The 15,895-nt window shown below is 35.9% G+C and carries 15 protein-coding genes; all 15 read right to left on the bottom strand.

The annotated features are described in order from the left end of the window. Nucleotides 1-86: 86 nt before the first annotated feature. Nucleotides 87-1,136, bottom strand: coding sequence for a recombinase RecA (gene recA / locus GKP30_RS03185; protein ID WP_216827920.1), 1,050 nt, complete (start codon nt 1,134-1,136; stop codon nt 87-89). A gap of 340 nt (nt 1,137-1,476) precedes the next feature. Further along, complete coding sequence (locus GKP30_RS03190; RefSeq protein WP_216827921.1) at nt 1,477-3,072, bottom strand: DEAD/DEAH box helicase; 1,596 nt, start codon at nt 3,070-3,072, stop codon at nt 1,477-1,479. Between the two features lie 17 nt (nt 3,073-3,089). After that, nucleotides 3,090-4,322, bottom strand: coding sequence for a competence/damage-inducible protein A (locus GKP30_RS03195; RefSeq protein ID WP_216827922.1), 1,233 nt, complete (start codon nt 4,320-4,322; stop codon nt 3,090-3,092). A gap of 57 nt (nt 4,323-4,379) precedes the next feature. Continuing rightward, nucleotides 4,380-4,955: a CDP-diacylglycerol--glycerol-3-phosphate 3-phosphatidyltransferase gene (gene pgsA, locus GKP30_RS03200; RefSeq protein WP_216827923.1), complete on the bottom strand. Its 576-nt coding sequence runs from the start codon at nt 4,953-4,955 to the stop codon at nt 4,380-4,382. 31 nt (nt 4,956-4,986) lie between these two features. Continuing rightward, nucleotides 4,987-5,481 (bottom strand): YajQ family cyclic di-GMP-binding protein, encoded by a 495-nt coding sequence (locus tag GKP30_RS03205; protein WP_216827924.1) that lies wholly within the window; start codon nt 5,479-5,481, stop codon nt 4,987-4,989. 152 nt (nt 5,482-5,633) lie between these two features. Further along, entirely contained in the window at nt 5,634-6,536 is a 903-nt protein-coding gene (locus tag GKP30_RS03210) for a helix-turn-helix domain-containing protein (RefSeq protein WP_407928578.1), read from the bottom strand. An 8-nt stretch (nt 6,537-6,544) separates the two neighbouring features. Then, the gene (locus tag GKP30_RS03215) at nt 6,545-7,312 is read right to left on the bottom strand and encodes a YmfK family protein (RefSeq protein WP_216827926.1); all 768 of its coding nucleotides are present in this window, start codon (nt 7,310-7,312) and stop codon (nt 6,545-6,547) included. A 369-nt stretch (nt 7,313-7,681) separates the two neighbouring features. Beyond that, on the bottom strand, nt 7,682-7,933 hold the full coding sequence (locus GKP30_RS03220; RefSeq protein ID WP_216827927.1) for a DUF3243 domain-containing protein: 252 nt from the start codon (nt 7,931-7,933) through the stop codon (nt 7,682-7,684). Nucleotides 7,934-8,023: 90 nt separating this feature from the next. Next, nucleotides 8,024-8,749 carry an elongation factor P 5-aminopentanone reductase gene (gene ymfI, locus GKP30_RS03225; protein ID WP_216827928.1) on the bottom strand — a complete coding sequence of 242 codons (726 nt, stop codon included), beginning with the start codon at nt 8,747-8,749 and terminating at the stop codon, nt 8,024-8,026. A 1-nt stretch (nt 8,750) separates the two neighbouring features. Next, nucleotides 8,751-10,052 (bottom strand): EF-P 5-aminopentanol modification-associated protein YfmH, encoded by a 1,302-nt coding sequence (yfmH, locus tag GKP30_RS03230; protein ID WP_216827929.1) that lies wholly within the window; start codon nt 10,050-10,052, stop codon nt 8,751-8,753. Then, complete coding sequence (gene yfmF / locus GKP30_RS03235) at nt 10,049-11,338, bottom strand: EF-P 5-aminopentanol modification-associated protein YfmF (protein WP_216827930.1); 1,290 nt, start codon at nt 11,336-11,338, stop codon at nt 10,049-10,051. The genes yfmH and yfmF overlap by 4 nt, the downstream gene beginning before the upstream one ends. Before the next feature lie 45 nt (nt 11,339-11,383). Then, a complete protein-coding gene (locus GKP30_RS03240; protein WP_216827931.1) occupies nt 11,384-12,109 on the bottom strand; it encodes a GntR family transcriptional regulator in 726 nt (241 codons plus the stop codon). Nucleotides 12,110-12,134: 25 nt separating this feature from the next. Continuing rightward, nucleotides 12,135-14,483 (bottom strand): DNA translocase FtsK, encoded by a 2,349-nt coding sequence (locus tag GKP30_RS03245; RefSeq protein WP_216827932.1) that lies wholly within the window; start codon nt 14,481-14,483, stop codon nt 12,135-12,137. A gap of 224 nt (nt 14,484-14,707) precedes the next feature. Continuing rightward, nucleotides 14,708-14,929, bottom strand: coding sequence for a YlzJ-like family protein (locus GKP30_RS03250; RefSeq protein ID WP_216827933.1), 222 nt, complete (start codon nt 14,927-14,929; stop codon nt 14,708-14,710). After that, nucleotides 14,926-15,675: a ClpP family protease gene (locus GKP30_RS03255; RefSeq protein ID WP_216827934.1), complete on the bottom strand. Its 750-nt coding sequence runs from the start codon at nt 15,673-15,675 to the stop codon at nt 14,926-14,928. Before GKP30_RS03255 ends, GKP30_RS03250 begins: the two co-directional genes overlap by 4 nt. Between the last annotated feature and the right edge of the window lie 220 nt (nt 15,676-15,895).

The following is a 15,895-nucleotide window of genomic DNA, read 5'->3' on the forward strand; positions in this document are numbered from 1 at the left end:
AATGTTTCGTTTGTTGTTTTTTACAACGAAGAATACGCCTAATAAAAGAGTCATTTTATTAGACGTATTCTACTTATCATTTTTTATTATTTTAAATCTAATGGTAAATCTTCAAATTCACTATCGCTAGGAGCCTCAACTGTTATCTCACCATCAAGTCCATAGTGCGCACGAATTAATTGTTCAATTTCCGCTGTTAAGTCTTTATTCTCTTTTAAGAATTGCTTTGCATTTTCACGACCCTGACCTAGTCGTTCGTCATTAAATGAATACCATGCTCCACTCTTCTGAACGATATCTAGCTCTGCAGCAATATCTAAGATGGAACCTTCTCTTGAAATTCCTTCTCCATACATAATATCTACCTCTGCTGTTTTGAATGGAGGAGCAACTTTATTTTTAACAACTTTAATTTTTGTCTTGTTACCGACCATATCGTTACCTTGCTTCAATGTTTCAGCACGTCTAACCTCTAAACGAACAGACGAATAGAACTTTAGTGCACGTCCACCTGGAGTTGTCTCTGGATTTCCGAACATAACTCCAACTTTTTCACGAATTTGGTTTATAAAAATGGCAAGTGTCTTTGATTTATTAATTGCCCCACCTAACTTACGAAGTGCTTGAGACATCAACCTTGCTTGTAAACCAACATGACTGTCTCCCATTTCTCCCTCAATCTCAGCCTTTGGTACAAGGGCAGCAACACTGTCAATGACGATAATATCAACAGCACCGCTTCGAACAAGTGCTTCAGCAATTTCTAGTGCTTGCTCTCCAGTATCTGGCTGTGAAAGTAATAACTCATCAATATTTACGCCTAACTTTTTAGCATATACTGGATCAAGCGCATGCTCAGCATCGATAAAAGCAGCTTGTCCACCTTGACGCTGTACTTCAGCAATTGCGTGTAATGCAACTGTCGTTTTACCAGATGATTCAGGTCCATACACTTCAATTATTCTTCCACGTGGATATCCACCTACACCGAGTGCGATATCTAATGCCAACGCACCACTTGATACCGTTGATACTCGGGTTTCCGTTTGCTCACCCATCTTCATAATAGACCCTTTACCAAACTGCTTTTCAATCTGTCTTAGTGCCATCTCTAAGGCGGCTTTTCTATCACCCATTACGTCATCTCCTCAAATATATGAAAATATTTTTTATAATTTTTATATAAGTAATTTACGTACATAATAAATTAAAAATCATTATATACGTTTGTAACATATCTAGTATGTCTTTATTAATGATAACTTTTTTTTTTAGTTTTGCCAATAGATTTTACGAACATTTATTCGTTTTTTTCAAAGCAAAGATTGGAATTATAAGAGTAAGAGAGGAATTTAGGGAGAATTAGGCAACTCATAATAAGTGTCAGGCACCTCAACCTTGATAAACGAGTTCACCAAAACTCTATATCACATCGATGTGAGGGGCACAGACACTAATGAGCACAGTTCTATATTATCATTTTAGTGGACGTTTTTCACGTTTTGGACGTGGTTTTGCAGGTTCTAAATTTACTCTAGCTCCATTTATTCGTGAATAACGAAGAGCTTCATAAACAAATGGTGCTACTTCTTCTGGAACTTCAACGAAGGTAAATTTATCAAAAATATCGATTCGACCTACAGCTTTTCCAGGTATACCAACTAATTCAGAGATTTCTTCTATTAAGATTTTTGGACTCATATTTACATTTTTCCCAACGTTAATGAAGAAACGAACCATTCCTTTGGCTCCACCTGTTTCACCAAAATTATATCCATCATCATCAAGATTATTATCATTAAGGAAATTACGTTTAAGTAAAGCTGTAACAATCTTTTCTGCAGGGTATGTGTTGAGAAGGTCATGAACTAATGGTGCAAACCATTCACTGTCTTTATCATCATTCATAGCTGTTTCAATTTGCTTTTTCCATGTTTCTTGCTGCTTCTCAATTACTTCAGCAAATGTTGGGACATTTTCTGATGGGATAGGCATCTTAATCTCATCTTCAATCGAACGTAAATGCTTCATTTCACGAGGTGTAACTAAAGTTAAGGCTAAGCCCTTTCTTCCAGCACGTCCTGTTCGACCAATACGGTGAACATAACTTTCAGGATCTTGTGGAATATCATAGTTAATTACGTGTGTAACATTATCAACATCAATTCCACGAGCTGCAACATCCGTTGCGATTAAAAACTCAATAGTTGAGTCTCTGAACTTTTTCATCACATTATCACGTTGCGATTGCGTTAAATCCCCATGTAAGCCATCAGCAATGTAACCTCTCGCTTGTAAAGCCTCTGTTAGTTCAGAAACACCTTTTTTAGTACGACAGAAAATAATCCCAAGATCAATTTCTTCACTGTCTATAATTCGGCACAATGAGTCTAATTTATTACGCTCGAGAACCTTATAATACACTTGATCGATTGAAGGTGCAGTAACTTCACCTTTGCTGATTGCAACAAGTTGTGGTTTTTTCATATATTTGTACGAAAGCTTTTTAATTGGAGGCGGCATTGTTGCAGAAAATAAAAGTGTCTGTCGCTCCTTATTTACCTGTTTTAAGATGGCTTCAATATCCTCAATGAAACCCATATCGAGCATTTCATCTGCTTCATCTAGAACTACAGTATGTACTTTATCCAAGCTTAATGTCTGTCTCCTGATATGGTCAGTAATTCGACCAGGAGTACCAATAACAACTTGAACCCCTTGCTTTAGCGCACGGATTTGATGGGAAATCGATTGCCCACCGTAAATAGGTAATGTACGGATTTTTTTGTATTTTGTTAATTTTTGCAACTCACCAGATACTTGAATAGCTAATTCACGTGTAGGTGTTAGAATTAGTGCTTGAACATAGCGGTCTTCGGTTACTTTATCCACAACTGGAATGCCAAAAGCTGCTGTTTTACCTGTGCCAGTTTGTGCTTGTCCAATAACATCCTCACCAGATAAAATAACTGGTATCGCCTTTTCTTGAATTGGAGATGGTTCTTCAAAGCCCATATCATGAATCGCTTTTTTTACTTGATCTGTAATATTAAAATCTTTAAAATAACTCATATTTTATAATTCCACCTTTATAATTCTTTAAGCAAGTAATAGCAGCCATACTTAACAGATCGTTCTCGGATCTGCCCTCGAGTTCCAGACAAATTTAATTCAAATGATTTCGATCTGCCGTTTGGTAAAGCAACACCGATATATACAGTCCCAACATCTTTACCCTCGTGATGATTCGGTCCTGCTACACCTGTAAAACTAATTCCGATATCAGCTTCACATATTCTCTTTACACCTAGTGCCATTTCAATTGCACATTCGTTACTGACCGCACCATACTCTGCTAATGTATTTTTTGACACTGATAACAGTTTTTCCTTCATTTCAGTTGAATAAGTGACAATCCCACTTGAAAAAGCCTCAGAAATACCCGAGTAGTCTGTAAGCTGTTGACTAAACATTCCACCCGTTAAGCTTTCAGCAGAAGCAATTTTATAGTTCTTTGATAATAACCTTTTTACCAACTCTTGCATCAATGAAGTATCATCATAACCGTACAAATACTTTCCAACCCTAGCATTTATCTTAGCCTCTAATTCATCTAATAAAAATATGGCTTGCTTTTTATCATCATGTTTAACAGTTAAACGTAGAGTGACTTCACCGTCTGCTGCTAATGGGGCAATTGTTGGATTGCTTTGAGCTTCAATTAAATCTATCAATACTTCCTCTAGTTTTGCTTCTCCGATTCCAAAAAATCGTAGTACTCTAGATTCGATAATGGATTTTTCATTTAAGTTATCCAGTAAGTAATTTTCACCGTATGCAGTGAACATTGGCTTTAACTCTTTCGGTGGGCCGGGGAGTAACATAAAGTGAGTTCCCTCTTCAAAAATAGCCATTCCAGGCGCCATGCCATGATCGTTATTTAAAACTGATGAACCTTCAATAACTAGAGCTTGCTTTTTGTTGTTCTCTGTCATGGGTCTTTTACTATTTTGAAAGTATAATTCAATCTGCTTTAAAGAAGGCTCATCATATACTAATTTACGATCTAGTAGTTCTGCAACCGCTTCCTTTGTTAAATCATCTTTTGTAGGACCTAATCCACCTGTAATGATGATTAGGTTTGCTCTTTTCTTAGCTTGGATAACAGCTTCCTGTAAGCGCAATTTATTATCTCCTACAACTGTATGGTAATAAACATTTATCCCTAGAGGAGCTAACTGTTGCGATAGAAATTGCCCATTTGTATTGGCAATTTGACCTAATAAGAGCTCTGAACCTACAGCAATTATTTCACTATTCATTCATGCACCTCAGTTCAATTACGATATAGTTGACATGAAAATGGGGAATTTATCAACTTATGCCTTTAAAAAGATATGTTTGTTTTTCATGAAGTAATCGATTCCCGAAACGATTGTCAAAATCGTAGCAACCCATAACATTAGCATATCAAACGGGAAACCTATTGGTGCAAATGGAAAATTATGTAACATTAAAGCGGAGATCGCAATTATTTGAAAGACTGTCTTAATTTTTCCTAATGGACTAGCAGCAATTACAGAACCGTCTGCTGCAGCTACAAGTCTTACACCTGTTACAGCAAATTCTCGGCTTAGAATAACAATGACCATCCATGCTGGTGCCATCTGTAATTCAACTAGAGAAATGAGAGCAGCAGTTATTAATAACTTATCTGCTAATGGATCTAAGAATTTCCCAAGATTGGTTACAAGCTTATACTTCCTTGCATAATACCCGTCTAACCAGTCTGTAGCTGCAGCAATTATAAATATGATCGCTGCAATAAAGTGGGAAACAGGAATTTCTGTACCAAGTATGGATAAGTTCCCAAAATCCATTGGAACAATTAAAAAGATCATAAAAATAGGTATAAGAAAAATTCTTGAGATTGTAATTTGATTTGGTACGTTCACAAAGATCCTCCCTAACTTACTTATCTTATATTTAGCGCATATTTACGAATTGCACAGGGAACTCCAAATCTTTAGATTTAACTAATTGAATGACCTCCTGTAAATCGTCAATGCTTTTGGCAGTCACTCGAATTTGTTCATTTTGAATTTGTGCTTTTACTTTTAACTTAGAGTCTCTAATCAATTTGGTAACATCTTTAGCACGATCAGAACTAATTCCAGAAACTAGCGTAATTACTTGGCGGACAGTTCCTCCCGAAGCTTTTTCAATCTTTCCGAAGTCCATAGACTTTTGTGAAAGACCACGCTTAATAAACTTTCCTTTTAAAACATCAATAACACTTTCTAATTTATAATCGTCATCAGAAATTAACGTTATTTTATCATTATCTGTTCTCTCAATGGAGCTTTTTGACCCTTTAAAATCATAACGTGTTTGGATTTCTTTTACCGCTTGTTGAATTGCATTATCTACTTCTTGAATATCTATTTCAGAAACAATATCAAAAGAGTGCTCTTTAGCCATAGTTTAACATCCTTTCAAAATATACTCTCACGTCAACTATTTTCTATTGTATCACACGTTGTACCAAATTGAGAAATTGTTGTTAACATTGTTATATTCTTCTGAATTCACGAGAAGAAAGCGAAGAGCATCCTCACTCTTCGCTGGTTTTATTATTCATTTGCTCTTTCAAAAGCGATTGTTACTTTTTGGTGAACAGCATTTAGTGGGCGTTCGAATAACTCACCATTAATAAACAGCTCTACATTATTAGATGCCCCCATGTTGAATGTAATTTCTTCCTCAGCACTAAAATCATAATCTAACTCATCGCCTTCATTAACTTCAGATGCATAGAAAGAGTTTCCTTTTGCATTTGCAATTCCAATATAACTTCTACCGTTGGCTACAAGTTTAACTTCAAATTTGTTCGTTCCATCTAACGTATAATAACTATGGTTTCCTGAAACTTGAGTCTGAGTGAAAACTTGTGTTTCTTCTTCAACCTCTTCTTCAACTTCTTCAGGTGTACCATTCTCTTCACCTACTTCTGCTTCTTCCTCTTCATCAGGAAGCGCTTCTTCACTTGGAATTTCTTCACTAAATTCACCATCAAATCTATCGTCTTGCTCTTCAGGAACAACTCCTTCAGCTCTATCTTGAGAAGTATATTGTGCGAAAACCCATATCCCCGCAAAGACTGCAATAATAAGAACCCCAGCTACTAAAGCAGGGAGGATAGAATACCCTTTTGATTTCTTCTTCGGATTAGGTGGCGTTTTTTGAGCTCGAACTGAACGCCGAGAAGGTAGTTCAGTTCCTTCTTTATGAGGGTTAGGAAGTTCATTCCCAAACTCCTGAAATATTTGTTCGGGGTCTAAACCTACTGCCTCTGCATAGTTTTTAACAAAAGCTCGAGCGTAAAACTTACCTGGCAGCGCATCAAAGTTACCTTCTTCGATAGCTAAAAGATATCGTTTTTGAATCTTCGTTGTCTTCTGTAAATCATCTAGGTTTATTTCTTTTTGTTCTCTTGCTTCTCTTAATCTTTGGCCTAATTCAGACAATGAAAACACCTACCAACTTAACTAATATCGAATGATGAAAAACCAGATTCAACAACATCATATGATATCTCCTCTGCCTCATCGTTTCGCAATTCAATTATTGTATCAAAATCGTCTAATGTAAACTCTGTTTCTCTAACAAAAATATCTGGATGTTCGATCACTTTTACTGCAGGAAGTCTCATTACATCGTTTACTAATATTCTATGTTTTTCTGTCGCCCTCATTGTTGACACGATGCCATCTATAATATAAATATGGTTCTCACCTAATTCATCATCAGCCAATTGACTCCTTACTGTTTGTCTAAGTAAGGTTGATGAAATAAACGACCAACGTTTATTAGCACAGACACTTGCAGCTACAACAGATTCAGTCTTACCAACACGTGGCATCCCTCTAATACCGATTAATGAATGTTCATTTTTTTTCATTAACTCAGCCATAAAGTCAACAAGTAAACCTAGTTCGTTTCGAACAAAGCGGAATGTCTTTTTATCATCTGCATCCCGTTCTATATAACGCCCATGTCGGATGGCCATTCGATCTCGCAGATGCGGCTCACGAAGTTTAATTACAGTGATATTATCAATTGTATTAAGAATTGAATGAAATCTTTCAATTTGATCATCACAAGTACTTCGGATAAGCATACCTCGACGTTTATCTTCAACTCCATTTATCGTGACGATATTTATTGATAACATTCCTAGAAGGGATGCAATGTCGCCAAGTAGACCTGGACGATTTTTATGTATCTGATACTCTAAATACCATTCTTTCATTCTTTCTCCCCACCTTCAGTCTCCATTAAAAAATACTGAAACAATTAATTAAAAATCAAATTGATTTTCCTACATTTATGTTTATGACTTATTAAGAAACAATATTTATAATTAGTTCGACTAAAAATTATTTATATTAAGATGAAAGATTTGCCATTTTAACCTGTATGTTATCATTTTACGCTATTAGATGTCGAATAAACAAGTGATTTCTATTTGTCTCATAGTTTTTCACAACATATTAAAAAATTGTTTATTTCTTACGATTTCTAAAATTAAGTGTTGACAAACATAGAACACCAACAGCCCTATCTAAAAAATTTAATTAACTAATGAAAAAGTGCTGCAATAAAATGCAGCACTTTAATATTAATGATTGTTTTGAACAAGTTTAACCATCATATTGGCGATAGCATGTTGTTCTTGCTCATCTGCTACCTTCCATAAATCAGCAAGAATACGTTCTTGTTCGTTTTTTGGTTCAACCTGTTGTGCTAAGTACTCTCCAACTTGATAAGCAACATCAGAAATGACTGATTGGTTCATCCCTTCCTGTTGTGCTTGGTTGAGACGATCACCTAAAAAGTCTTTCCACTGTTCCCAATTATCTAAAACTGACATATTAACCCCTCCTTAATATTAAGTTCAACAATAGTTTTTCATGAATGAAGGGAATTTATGCAAAATGAATGTTTCAAAAAAAAGAAGAAGTTAACAATACCAAGCACCATTAACTGATAAGATTTGCCCATTAATATATGTAGCTTCATCAGAGATAAGAAAAGAAACAGCATTAGCAACTTCTGTTGGAGTTCCTAACCTCCCCATCGGGATATCATCCTCTAGTTGTCCTAACTCTTCTTGATCAAACTGTGCTAGCATCTTTGTTTTTATCGCTCCTGGGGCGACACCATTGACTCGAACCTTTGTTGGTCCAAGTTCTTTTGCTAAAGCTTTTACAAAAGAGTTTAATCCTCCTTTGACAGCTGAATAAACAACTTCACAGGAAGCACCTGTCAAGCCCCAAATCGAGGATATAACTACAACTGAACCTGCTTGTTTACTTATCATTTTTGGTAATAAGGCTTTCGTTAATTGTATAGGGCTAGTTAGATGCAGTTGGATACTTTTTTCAATTTCTTCATCATTCATATCTGTCAATAAGCCAAAATAAGACGATCCACTGTTATGAATAATTACATCAATTGGTCGACTCAACTGCTCAACGAGAATATTTGCTGACCCTTGTTGCGATAAATCAGCTCGAACAATATGAACTTCTACTCCTAAAGTACGACAACGATTAGCAACATTTTCGATACTTTTTTCGTTAGTAAAATAATGCAAGTAAAGAGAAAAACCACGAGCAGCCATTTTTTCAGCAATGGCTGCTCCAATGTCTCCACTTGCTCCAGTAATTAAGCAAGTTTGTTTCAAGTTAACCTTCCTCCGTATATCCCTCAGGCTTCACCTGACAAACAGTAAACCGATCAAAATTAAAATGCTCTTTCATGATCGCTGTTAAAGTCTCCGCATCAATTTTTTCTAGCGTCGACACAACATCAAACAAATTCATATCATTAAATTGATAACGGGTAAATTGATTAGCAATGTACTCTGGGGAATTAAGTGATCTTAAAAAAGACCCAATTTTCTTTTTCTTTGCTCTTTCAACTTCTCCCTCATTTAATGAACTTGAAACAAAGGCTTCAACCATTTCTTTCACTTTATCAGCTAACTTATCGGGATACTTTGTATCTCCACCAAGAATAGTAAATCCAAATCCGTATTCTGCTGAATAGTCAAAGGAGAATGTATCATCGATTAAACCTGCATCATACAATTCTTGATAATTTGAAGAACTTTGACCAAACATTAAATCCAGTAAAATATTCATACCTAGTTCATGCTTAAGCAATTCTATACCTTGTTTTGTCGGCTGACCTTCCTTAAAACCTACAAGGCACTTAGGTGTTTGTACACTCATCGTAATAATATTTTTCTTTTTTGCTACCTCTTCACCTTCTGCTGGGAAGAAACGCTGGATTTGTTCAGGTTCTTTAAATGTTTTTTGTTGTTGGTTCTCTTTAACAAGCTGTAAGATTTCATTCGGCTCAACTGGTCCTACGACAAACATTAACATATTACTCGGGTGATAAAAGGTCTCATAGCATTGATATAATAAGTCTTTCGTTATTTTTGAAATCGAGGGTATTGTCCCTGCAATATCAATTTTCACTGGGTGGTGTTCATACATATTCTCAATTACACCAAAATATACACGCCAATCAGGATTATCGTCGTACATATTAATTTCTTGACCGATAATTCCTTTTTCCTTCTCAACACTTTCCTCTGTAAAGTAAGGATGTTGTACAAAGTTAAGAAGTGTTTCAAGGTTATGATTTACATTTGCAGTACTTGAAAACAGGTAAGCTGTTCGTGTAAAACTCGTAAACGCATTTGCCTGAGCTCCTTGCTTACTAAAATCTTGGAACACATCACCATGTTCATCTTCAAACATTTTGTGCTCTAAAAAGTGAGCAATTCCATCTGGAACAACAATAGCTTCTTTTGATCCAAGTGGGATAAAATGATTATCAATTGAACCGTATTTTGTCGTAAACGTTGCATATGTTTTGTTAAATCCTTTTTTCGGAAGGATATACACATCAAGTCCATTATCTAGCTTTTCATAGAAAAGGGTCTCTTTTAATTGATCAAATTGGATTTCTCTCATGCTTTCGCCCCCTCCTTTCCTTTAAGGAAATAGATGGTATCTAACTTAATTTTGTTAGCAATGGCTACAACATCTTCTTTAGTTACTTTGTTTATCCCTGCAATCCAGTCATCAAGTGAACGATCTTGTTTAGCTATTACATTATGATATAAAAGTTCAGCATACCCTCTTGCAGTATCGGCTGATTCTAACAACTGGTTATTAATCATTGCTTTAGTTTGATCTAACTCACCGTCAGTAAATTCACCTTTTCTCATATTCTCCATCTGCTCATTTATAATTGAAACTGCTTTATCATAATTTTCAAATTCAATACCTGACATTACCATAATAATTCCTTTATGACTTTCATAACGGGAAGCAGCATAATAAGCTAAACTCGCTTTTTCTCGGACATTAATGAATAGCTTAGAGTGAGAAAACCCTCCGAATAACCCATTAAAAACTTGTAGAGCGTAATAATTATCATCTTTATAGGTTGTGTACGTGCGGTATCCCATATGAAGCTTTCCTTGCTTAACATCTTGTTCATCAAAAACGGTATTCACTTCTATCACATCTTTTTGTGTTGTTTCAACATCAATTCCTGTATTAGTACGCCCTTCAGGAAGAGCAAAATACTGCTCCACTTTTTCTTTCACTTCATCTGGATTGATATCTCCAACTATATACAGATCAACTTTATCTTCCTTTAGTAATTGTTGATAATAATCAAATAGATCCTTTTCATTTATAGAGTCTATTTGTTTTTCATCCCCATGGACGGATAATGCAAAGGGTTCCCCTTTACACATTTCTTCAGTAATTCTCATGTTTGCATAGCGCATTTTATCATCATACACCGATTTTATGCGCTGTTTAAGCGACCGCTTCTCACTCTCAACAATTGCTGAGATAAATTGCCCGTTTTCTTGATTAGGCTGTAGTAATACTTCTGCTAATAATTGAACAGCATGTTCAAACAATGGTGTCGGGTCTTTAAGAAATTTCTCATTTGCAATGTCCATTCTAATGCCGATAACATGTTCTTCACCTTTTTTTTGAACATCAACAGATAAACTTGCTCCGTAAAGTTCATCTAATCGATTTCTTAGCTCTTTCCTTGTAGGTGATTGAGCAGTGCCACTTTGAAGGATATGGGGGATTAATGCTCTTTTTGTAACCGTTTCTGATTGTAACGGAGCTTTTAGCAATAAAACGAGTGTTGTAGTTTTATACTTTGGTGTATTTACCATATGTAAATGCATACCATTCAACTCACTGTGAATTTCCTGGAGCTGGTTCATCGTATCACTCCCTACTATAGAATATACTTCCTACTTAGGCATAGGTTATGCCTTTATTCGCTTTCTTACTACTTTAAACTTGAATTTATCTGCTCTAAAATAATTTAAGGAAAAAAGAATAGGTTGATCTGACTCATCATAATGCATTTGCTTTAGTAACAACAACGATGTTTCTGGTTCACAGTTTAATATAGGTGATATCTTATCATGATACCCAACAGGGACGATCGTTGTAACAGCATAAGAGATATTATGCCCGATTGACTCTAAAAATTTAAAAATAGACCCAATTTCGTGAATAGAGTGTTTACCAAGCATTTCTTCTGGAATTCGGTCCAAACAATAAACTACAGGCTCATCGTCAGCAGTTCGAACTCTTTCAATGACAACACAATTCTCCATAGTCTCCTCATCGAACCTTACTTTATCATCTTCAGTTGCTTCCTCCACAAAAGAAGACAGAAAGATAGTCCCAGGTTCTTTATTAGCGTTGGCGATCATATCTGAAACGCTATACAACTCTTCAATCCCCGAAGAAAACAACGGCTTTGAATGTACGAATGTACCCACACCATGTCTTCGTAAGACTACCCCTTCATCTTCGAGGATTCTCAATGCTTCTCTCAAAGTTGCCCTACTAACTCCTAACTGCTTAGATAGTTCAAATTCAGAAGGTAATTTTTCCCCTTCTTTAAAAATTTGTTGATCAATATCTTCTTTGATTTTATCAATAACTTGTAAATACAATGGACGACTATCAGCTTTAATCATTCTCCCCACTCCTTAACACCAACAATTATTGTGCTGACGCTTCTTCTGTAGACTTTGAAACTAATACTTCCCTTGGTTTACTTCCTTCATATGGCCCTACAATGCCTCTAGCTTCCATTTCATCAATAAGTCTAGCTGCTCTCGTATAACCAATTCTAAACCTACGTTGCAGCATCGATACAGAGGCTGTATTCATTTCTACTACAAGTTCAACTGCAGGTTGATATAGTTCATCATCCACTTCAGTTACAATTTCAGGTTCTTCAGATGGAGTCATTTCTTCTTGATATTGCGCCCTTTGCTGACTAATGACAAAATCCACAACTGTTTCAACCTCATCATCGGATAAAAATGCCCCTTGTACACGAGTTGGCTTAGTTGCCCCTACTGGAAGATAAAGCATGTCTCCCCGGCCTAAAAGCTTCTCCGCACCCCCGCTGTCAAGGATCGTACGAGAATCTGTTTGAGACGATACTCCAAATGCTATTCTCGAAGGGATATTTGCTTTAATCACACCTGTAATAACGTCGACAGAAGGTCGCTGTGTAGCAATAATCATATGGATACCAGCAGCACGTGCCATCTGTGCTAAACGCGTGATTGAATCTTCGACATCTCCAGATGCAACCATCATTAAGTCTGCTAATTCATCAACAATTACAACGATATATGGTAATAATGGTTGTTTTGCCTCTTCAGTCTCATTTTGCTTTTTTATGAGATCATTATAACCTTCAATATTCCTCGTTCCTGAATGTGAAAATAAATCGTACCTGCGCTCCATCTCACTAACAACCTTCTTTAAAGCTTGTGAAGCTTTTTTAGGCTCGGTAACAACTGGTGTTAGTAAGTGTGGTATACCATTATAAACGTTTAATTCAACCATTTTAGGGTCAATCATCATTAGCTTTACTTCATGAGGCTTTGCTTTCATAAGTAAACTCGTAATAATACCATTAATACATACACTCTTTCCGCTACCTGTTGCACCAGCCACTAGTAAATGCGGCATTTTATTTAATGATGCCAATACAGGTTCACCTGAAATATCTCGGCCTAGAGCAACTGAAAGTGGGTGAGCCTCTTGCCTATTTTTTGCTGAATCAAGAACCTCTCTTAACGTTACAAGGGCTACTTCTTTGTTTGGAACCTCGATTCCAATTGCAGATTTTCCAGGAATAGGTGCCTCTATACGTATATCTTTCGCTGCTAGAGCTAGTGCTAAATCATCAGCTAAATTAACAATTTTACTTACTTTGACACCTACATTTGGATGAACTTCATATTTTGTAACAGCAGGCCCTAGATGAACTTCCGTTACTTTTGCTTTTACTCCGAAACTCTCCAGTGTCTGCTCTAACTTTTTAGCATTTGCAGATATATGTCTTTTTTCCATATGTTGTCCATTATTATTGGGTAAATGTAGTAATTCTAAACTTGGTAATTTATAATGTTCATTTGCAACTTCAGACATAATTAACGGTTGAACTGCTGTAGCTTGTTCTTGTTGATTGTTATTTTCCTTACTGTTAGGTTTTTTTGTATCCACAGTTACTTCATCTGATAATGGCAATGTCAGGTCTGGTGTGTCGTCTACATAAGCTTGGCTCGTAAAATCATGTATGACTGGCTCTGAAGAAATGGAGGTATTCTCTGTTTGTTCCTTTTGCTGTTCGGTGACATGCTCTTTATTTTCTTTTTGCTTTTCTCTTAACTCTGATAACTTAGAGGACAATTCATCAAACCAGCCGCTTAATAACTTTTGAATGAAACTAAAAGTGACTTTAACCATTTGCTTAATCTTGGCGAGGACACGATTAATAACATCCGATAGGGACTGATTAGTAATTAACAATACGGCAACGATCATGCCGAAAAATGAAATCAAGTATGTTCCTGGAGCATCAAATAAAAAGTGAGTCGCAGCGTATCCAAGTGCACCTACCATTCCACCTCCAAGGTCATTAACAGGTGCATTTTGATGGATTTGCATCCAAAACAACTCCCAGGTATTTCGTAAAACAGACGGATCATCAAAGCCTTCCTTACTAGCTAAAACTTCAAACAATCGAACATGAGACAATAAAATAAATGAAAATAATAGCAAATAAAGACCAGCTAATCTCCTCGTCCAAAAGGAAGGTACTTCACGTTTAATAATTATATACAAAGCTGAAAGAAAAAGAGCAATCGTTAGTACAACGTGCCATTCACCAATAAAAAATCGAAATAGATAAACAATTACCTCACCGACACTACCTAATTTTGCAAATGTAATTATAGATAAAATAAATAAAGATAATCCAATTAACTCATACGTTAATTGCGTTTTCCATTCTGTTGTTTTTTTCTTTTTTCTTTTTTTAGACATCATTTCACCCTCTAGTGCGACTTTATATACGAAAATACAATGGTGCTTGTCTCATAAAGTGAAACTCTATGTTTTTTGCCATTTACCTTTCCGTTATTAAAATTGACATTTATAACTGATAATTTAATTACCTTTTTTCCCTTCTAATAAGAAAAGCAGCCAAAATTGGCTGCTTCAACCAAGTTTTGTATTATGATTATAACATAATACAAAACTTGTCTACATTATTAAAGTTGGGGTTTCCCCATTATAATTCGCCCTGGCGCATAGTTTTCATTCAAGTATTGATGTGGATCACTACTAATAAGACGTACCACTTTATACTGCGATTCTCCGATATCTTCTACGACTAACATTCCACCATCGACAGGAATTGTTTGCTGTTTAGCATAGTTACTTTCATCTTGTGGAAATATCATCTCTTCAGGTAACATTGTATATAGGATCATTGGACCATATCACCGCCACCAGCATGTTGTGAACGACGTTCTTCTATTAATTCATTAAGCTTCTTTAATGCTTGACCTAATCCACCTACTTCATTAATTATTCCGTACTCCACAGCATCTGTTCCAATAACATTCGTCCCGATATCACGCGTTAAATTACCTTTCGAAAACATAAGTTCCTTAAACTTTTCTTCATCAATCGAAGAATGTTTCGTTACGAAGCGAATTACACGTTCTTGCATCTTATCTAAATATTCAAATGTTTGCGGTACGCCGATAACAAGCCCCGTTAAACGGACTGGGTGAATCGTCATTGTTGCTGTTTCTGCGATAAAACTATAATTAGAAGCAGTTGCAATTGGTACACCTATAGAATGTCCGCCTCCTAAAACAAGTGTGACGGTTGGCTTTGACATCGAGGCGATCATCTCTGAAATTGCTAAACCAGCTTCAACGTCTCCACCGACTGTATTTAATATTACTAACATTCCTTCAATCTTTGAATTTTGTTCTGCAGCAACAAGCTGTGGAATAATGTGTTCATATTTAGTCGTTTTATTTTGAGGTGGCAACTGCATATGTCCCTCGATTTGACCGACAATCGTTATACAATGTATGTTCGAAGCATCCATATCTGGAACATTCGTTTGACCTAATTCTTGAATTTTATTAACAATACTCGATTTAGGTTCAAGTGCTGGCTTTTCATCACCTTGAGGTTGTTGCGGTTGGTTTGATTCAGTCATTATATGGTCCTCCTTTATATGTATCTAATGATAGTATGTCGTGATACAGCCGAATAATTCCCATTAGATATGAGAATGACATAAATAACTACAGAAAGCTTTTGCATTTGACCATCAGCTGATTTATTTCAAAAGCAACACTCACTAAGAAAAGAGTCTAAATCATTAACTCTAAAGCTCAATACAACTATTACACGCAAAAAAGAAGCGGATTGCTTAA

The sequence above is a fragment of the Alkalihalobacterium elongatum genome (genome assembly GCF_019024285.1).
In the GTDB taxonomy this organism is placed as follows: Bacteria; Bacillota; Bacilli; order Bacillales; family Bacillaceae_F; genus Alkalihalobacterium; species Alkalihalobacterium elongatum.

What these genes read in the sequence shown, in the direction of transcription:
- GKP30_RS03250 (WP_216827933.1), bottom strand. Translation starts at nt 14,929, where the DNA reads ATGATCCTATATACAATGTTACCTGAAGAGATGATATTTCCACAAGAT.
- GKP30_RS03195 (WP_216827922.1), bottom strand. Translation starts at nt 4,322, where the DNA reads ATGAATAGTGAAATAATTGCTGTAGGTTCAGAGCTCTTATTAGGTCAA.
- GKP30_RS03190 (WP_216827921.1), bottom strand. Translation starts at nt 3,072, where the DNA reads ATGAGTTATTTTAAAGATTTTAATATTACAGATCAAGTAAAAAAAGCG.
- GKP30_RS03215 (WP_216827926.1), bottom strand. Translation starts at nt 7,312, where the DNA reads ATGAAAGAATGGTATTTAGAGTATCAGATACATAAAAATCGTCCAGGT.
- yfmF (WP_216827930.1), bottom strand. Translation starts at nt 11,338, where the DNA reads ATGAACCAGCTCCAGGAAATTCACAGTGAGTTGAATGGTATGCATTTA.
- GKP30_RS03220 (WP_216827927.1), bottom strand. Translation starts at nt 7,933, where the DNA reads ATGTCAGTTTTAGATAATTGGGAACAGTGGAAAGACTTTTTAGGTGAT.
- GKP30_RS03245 (WP_216827932.1), bottom strand. Translation starts at nt 14,483, where the DNA reads ATGATGTCTAAAAAAAGAAAAAAGAAAAAAACAACAGAATGGAAAACG.
- GKP30_RS03240 (WP_216827931.1), bottom strand. Translation starts at nt 12,109, where the DNA reads ATGATTAAAGCTGATAGTCGTCCATTGTATTTACAAGTTATTGATAAA.
- GKP30_RS03255 (WP_216827934.1), bottom strand. Translation starts at nt 15,675, where the DNA reads ATGACTGAATCAAACCAACCGCAACAACCTCAAGGTGATGAAAAGCCA.
- recA (WP_216827920.1), bottom strand. Translation starts at nt 1,136, where the DNA reads ATGGGTGATAGAAAAGCCGCCTTAGAGATGGCACTAAGACAGATTGAA.
- yfmH (WP_216827929.1), bottom strand. Translation starts at nt 10,052, where the DNA reads ATGAGAGAAATCCAATTTGATCAATTAAAAGAGACCCTTTTCTATGAA.
- GKP30_RS03205 (WP_216827924.1), bottom strand. Translation starts at nt 5,481, where the DNA reads ATGGCTAAAGAGCACTCTTTTGATATTGTTTCTGAAATAGATATTCAA.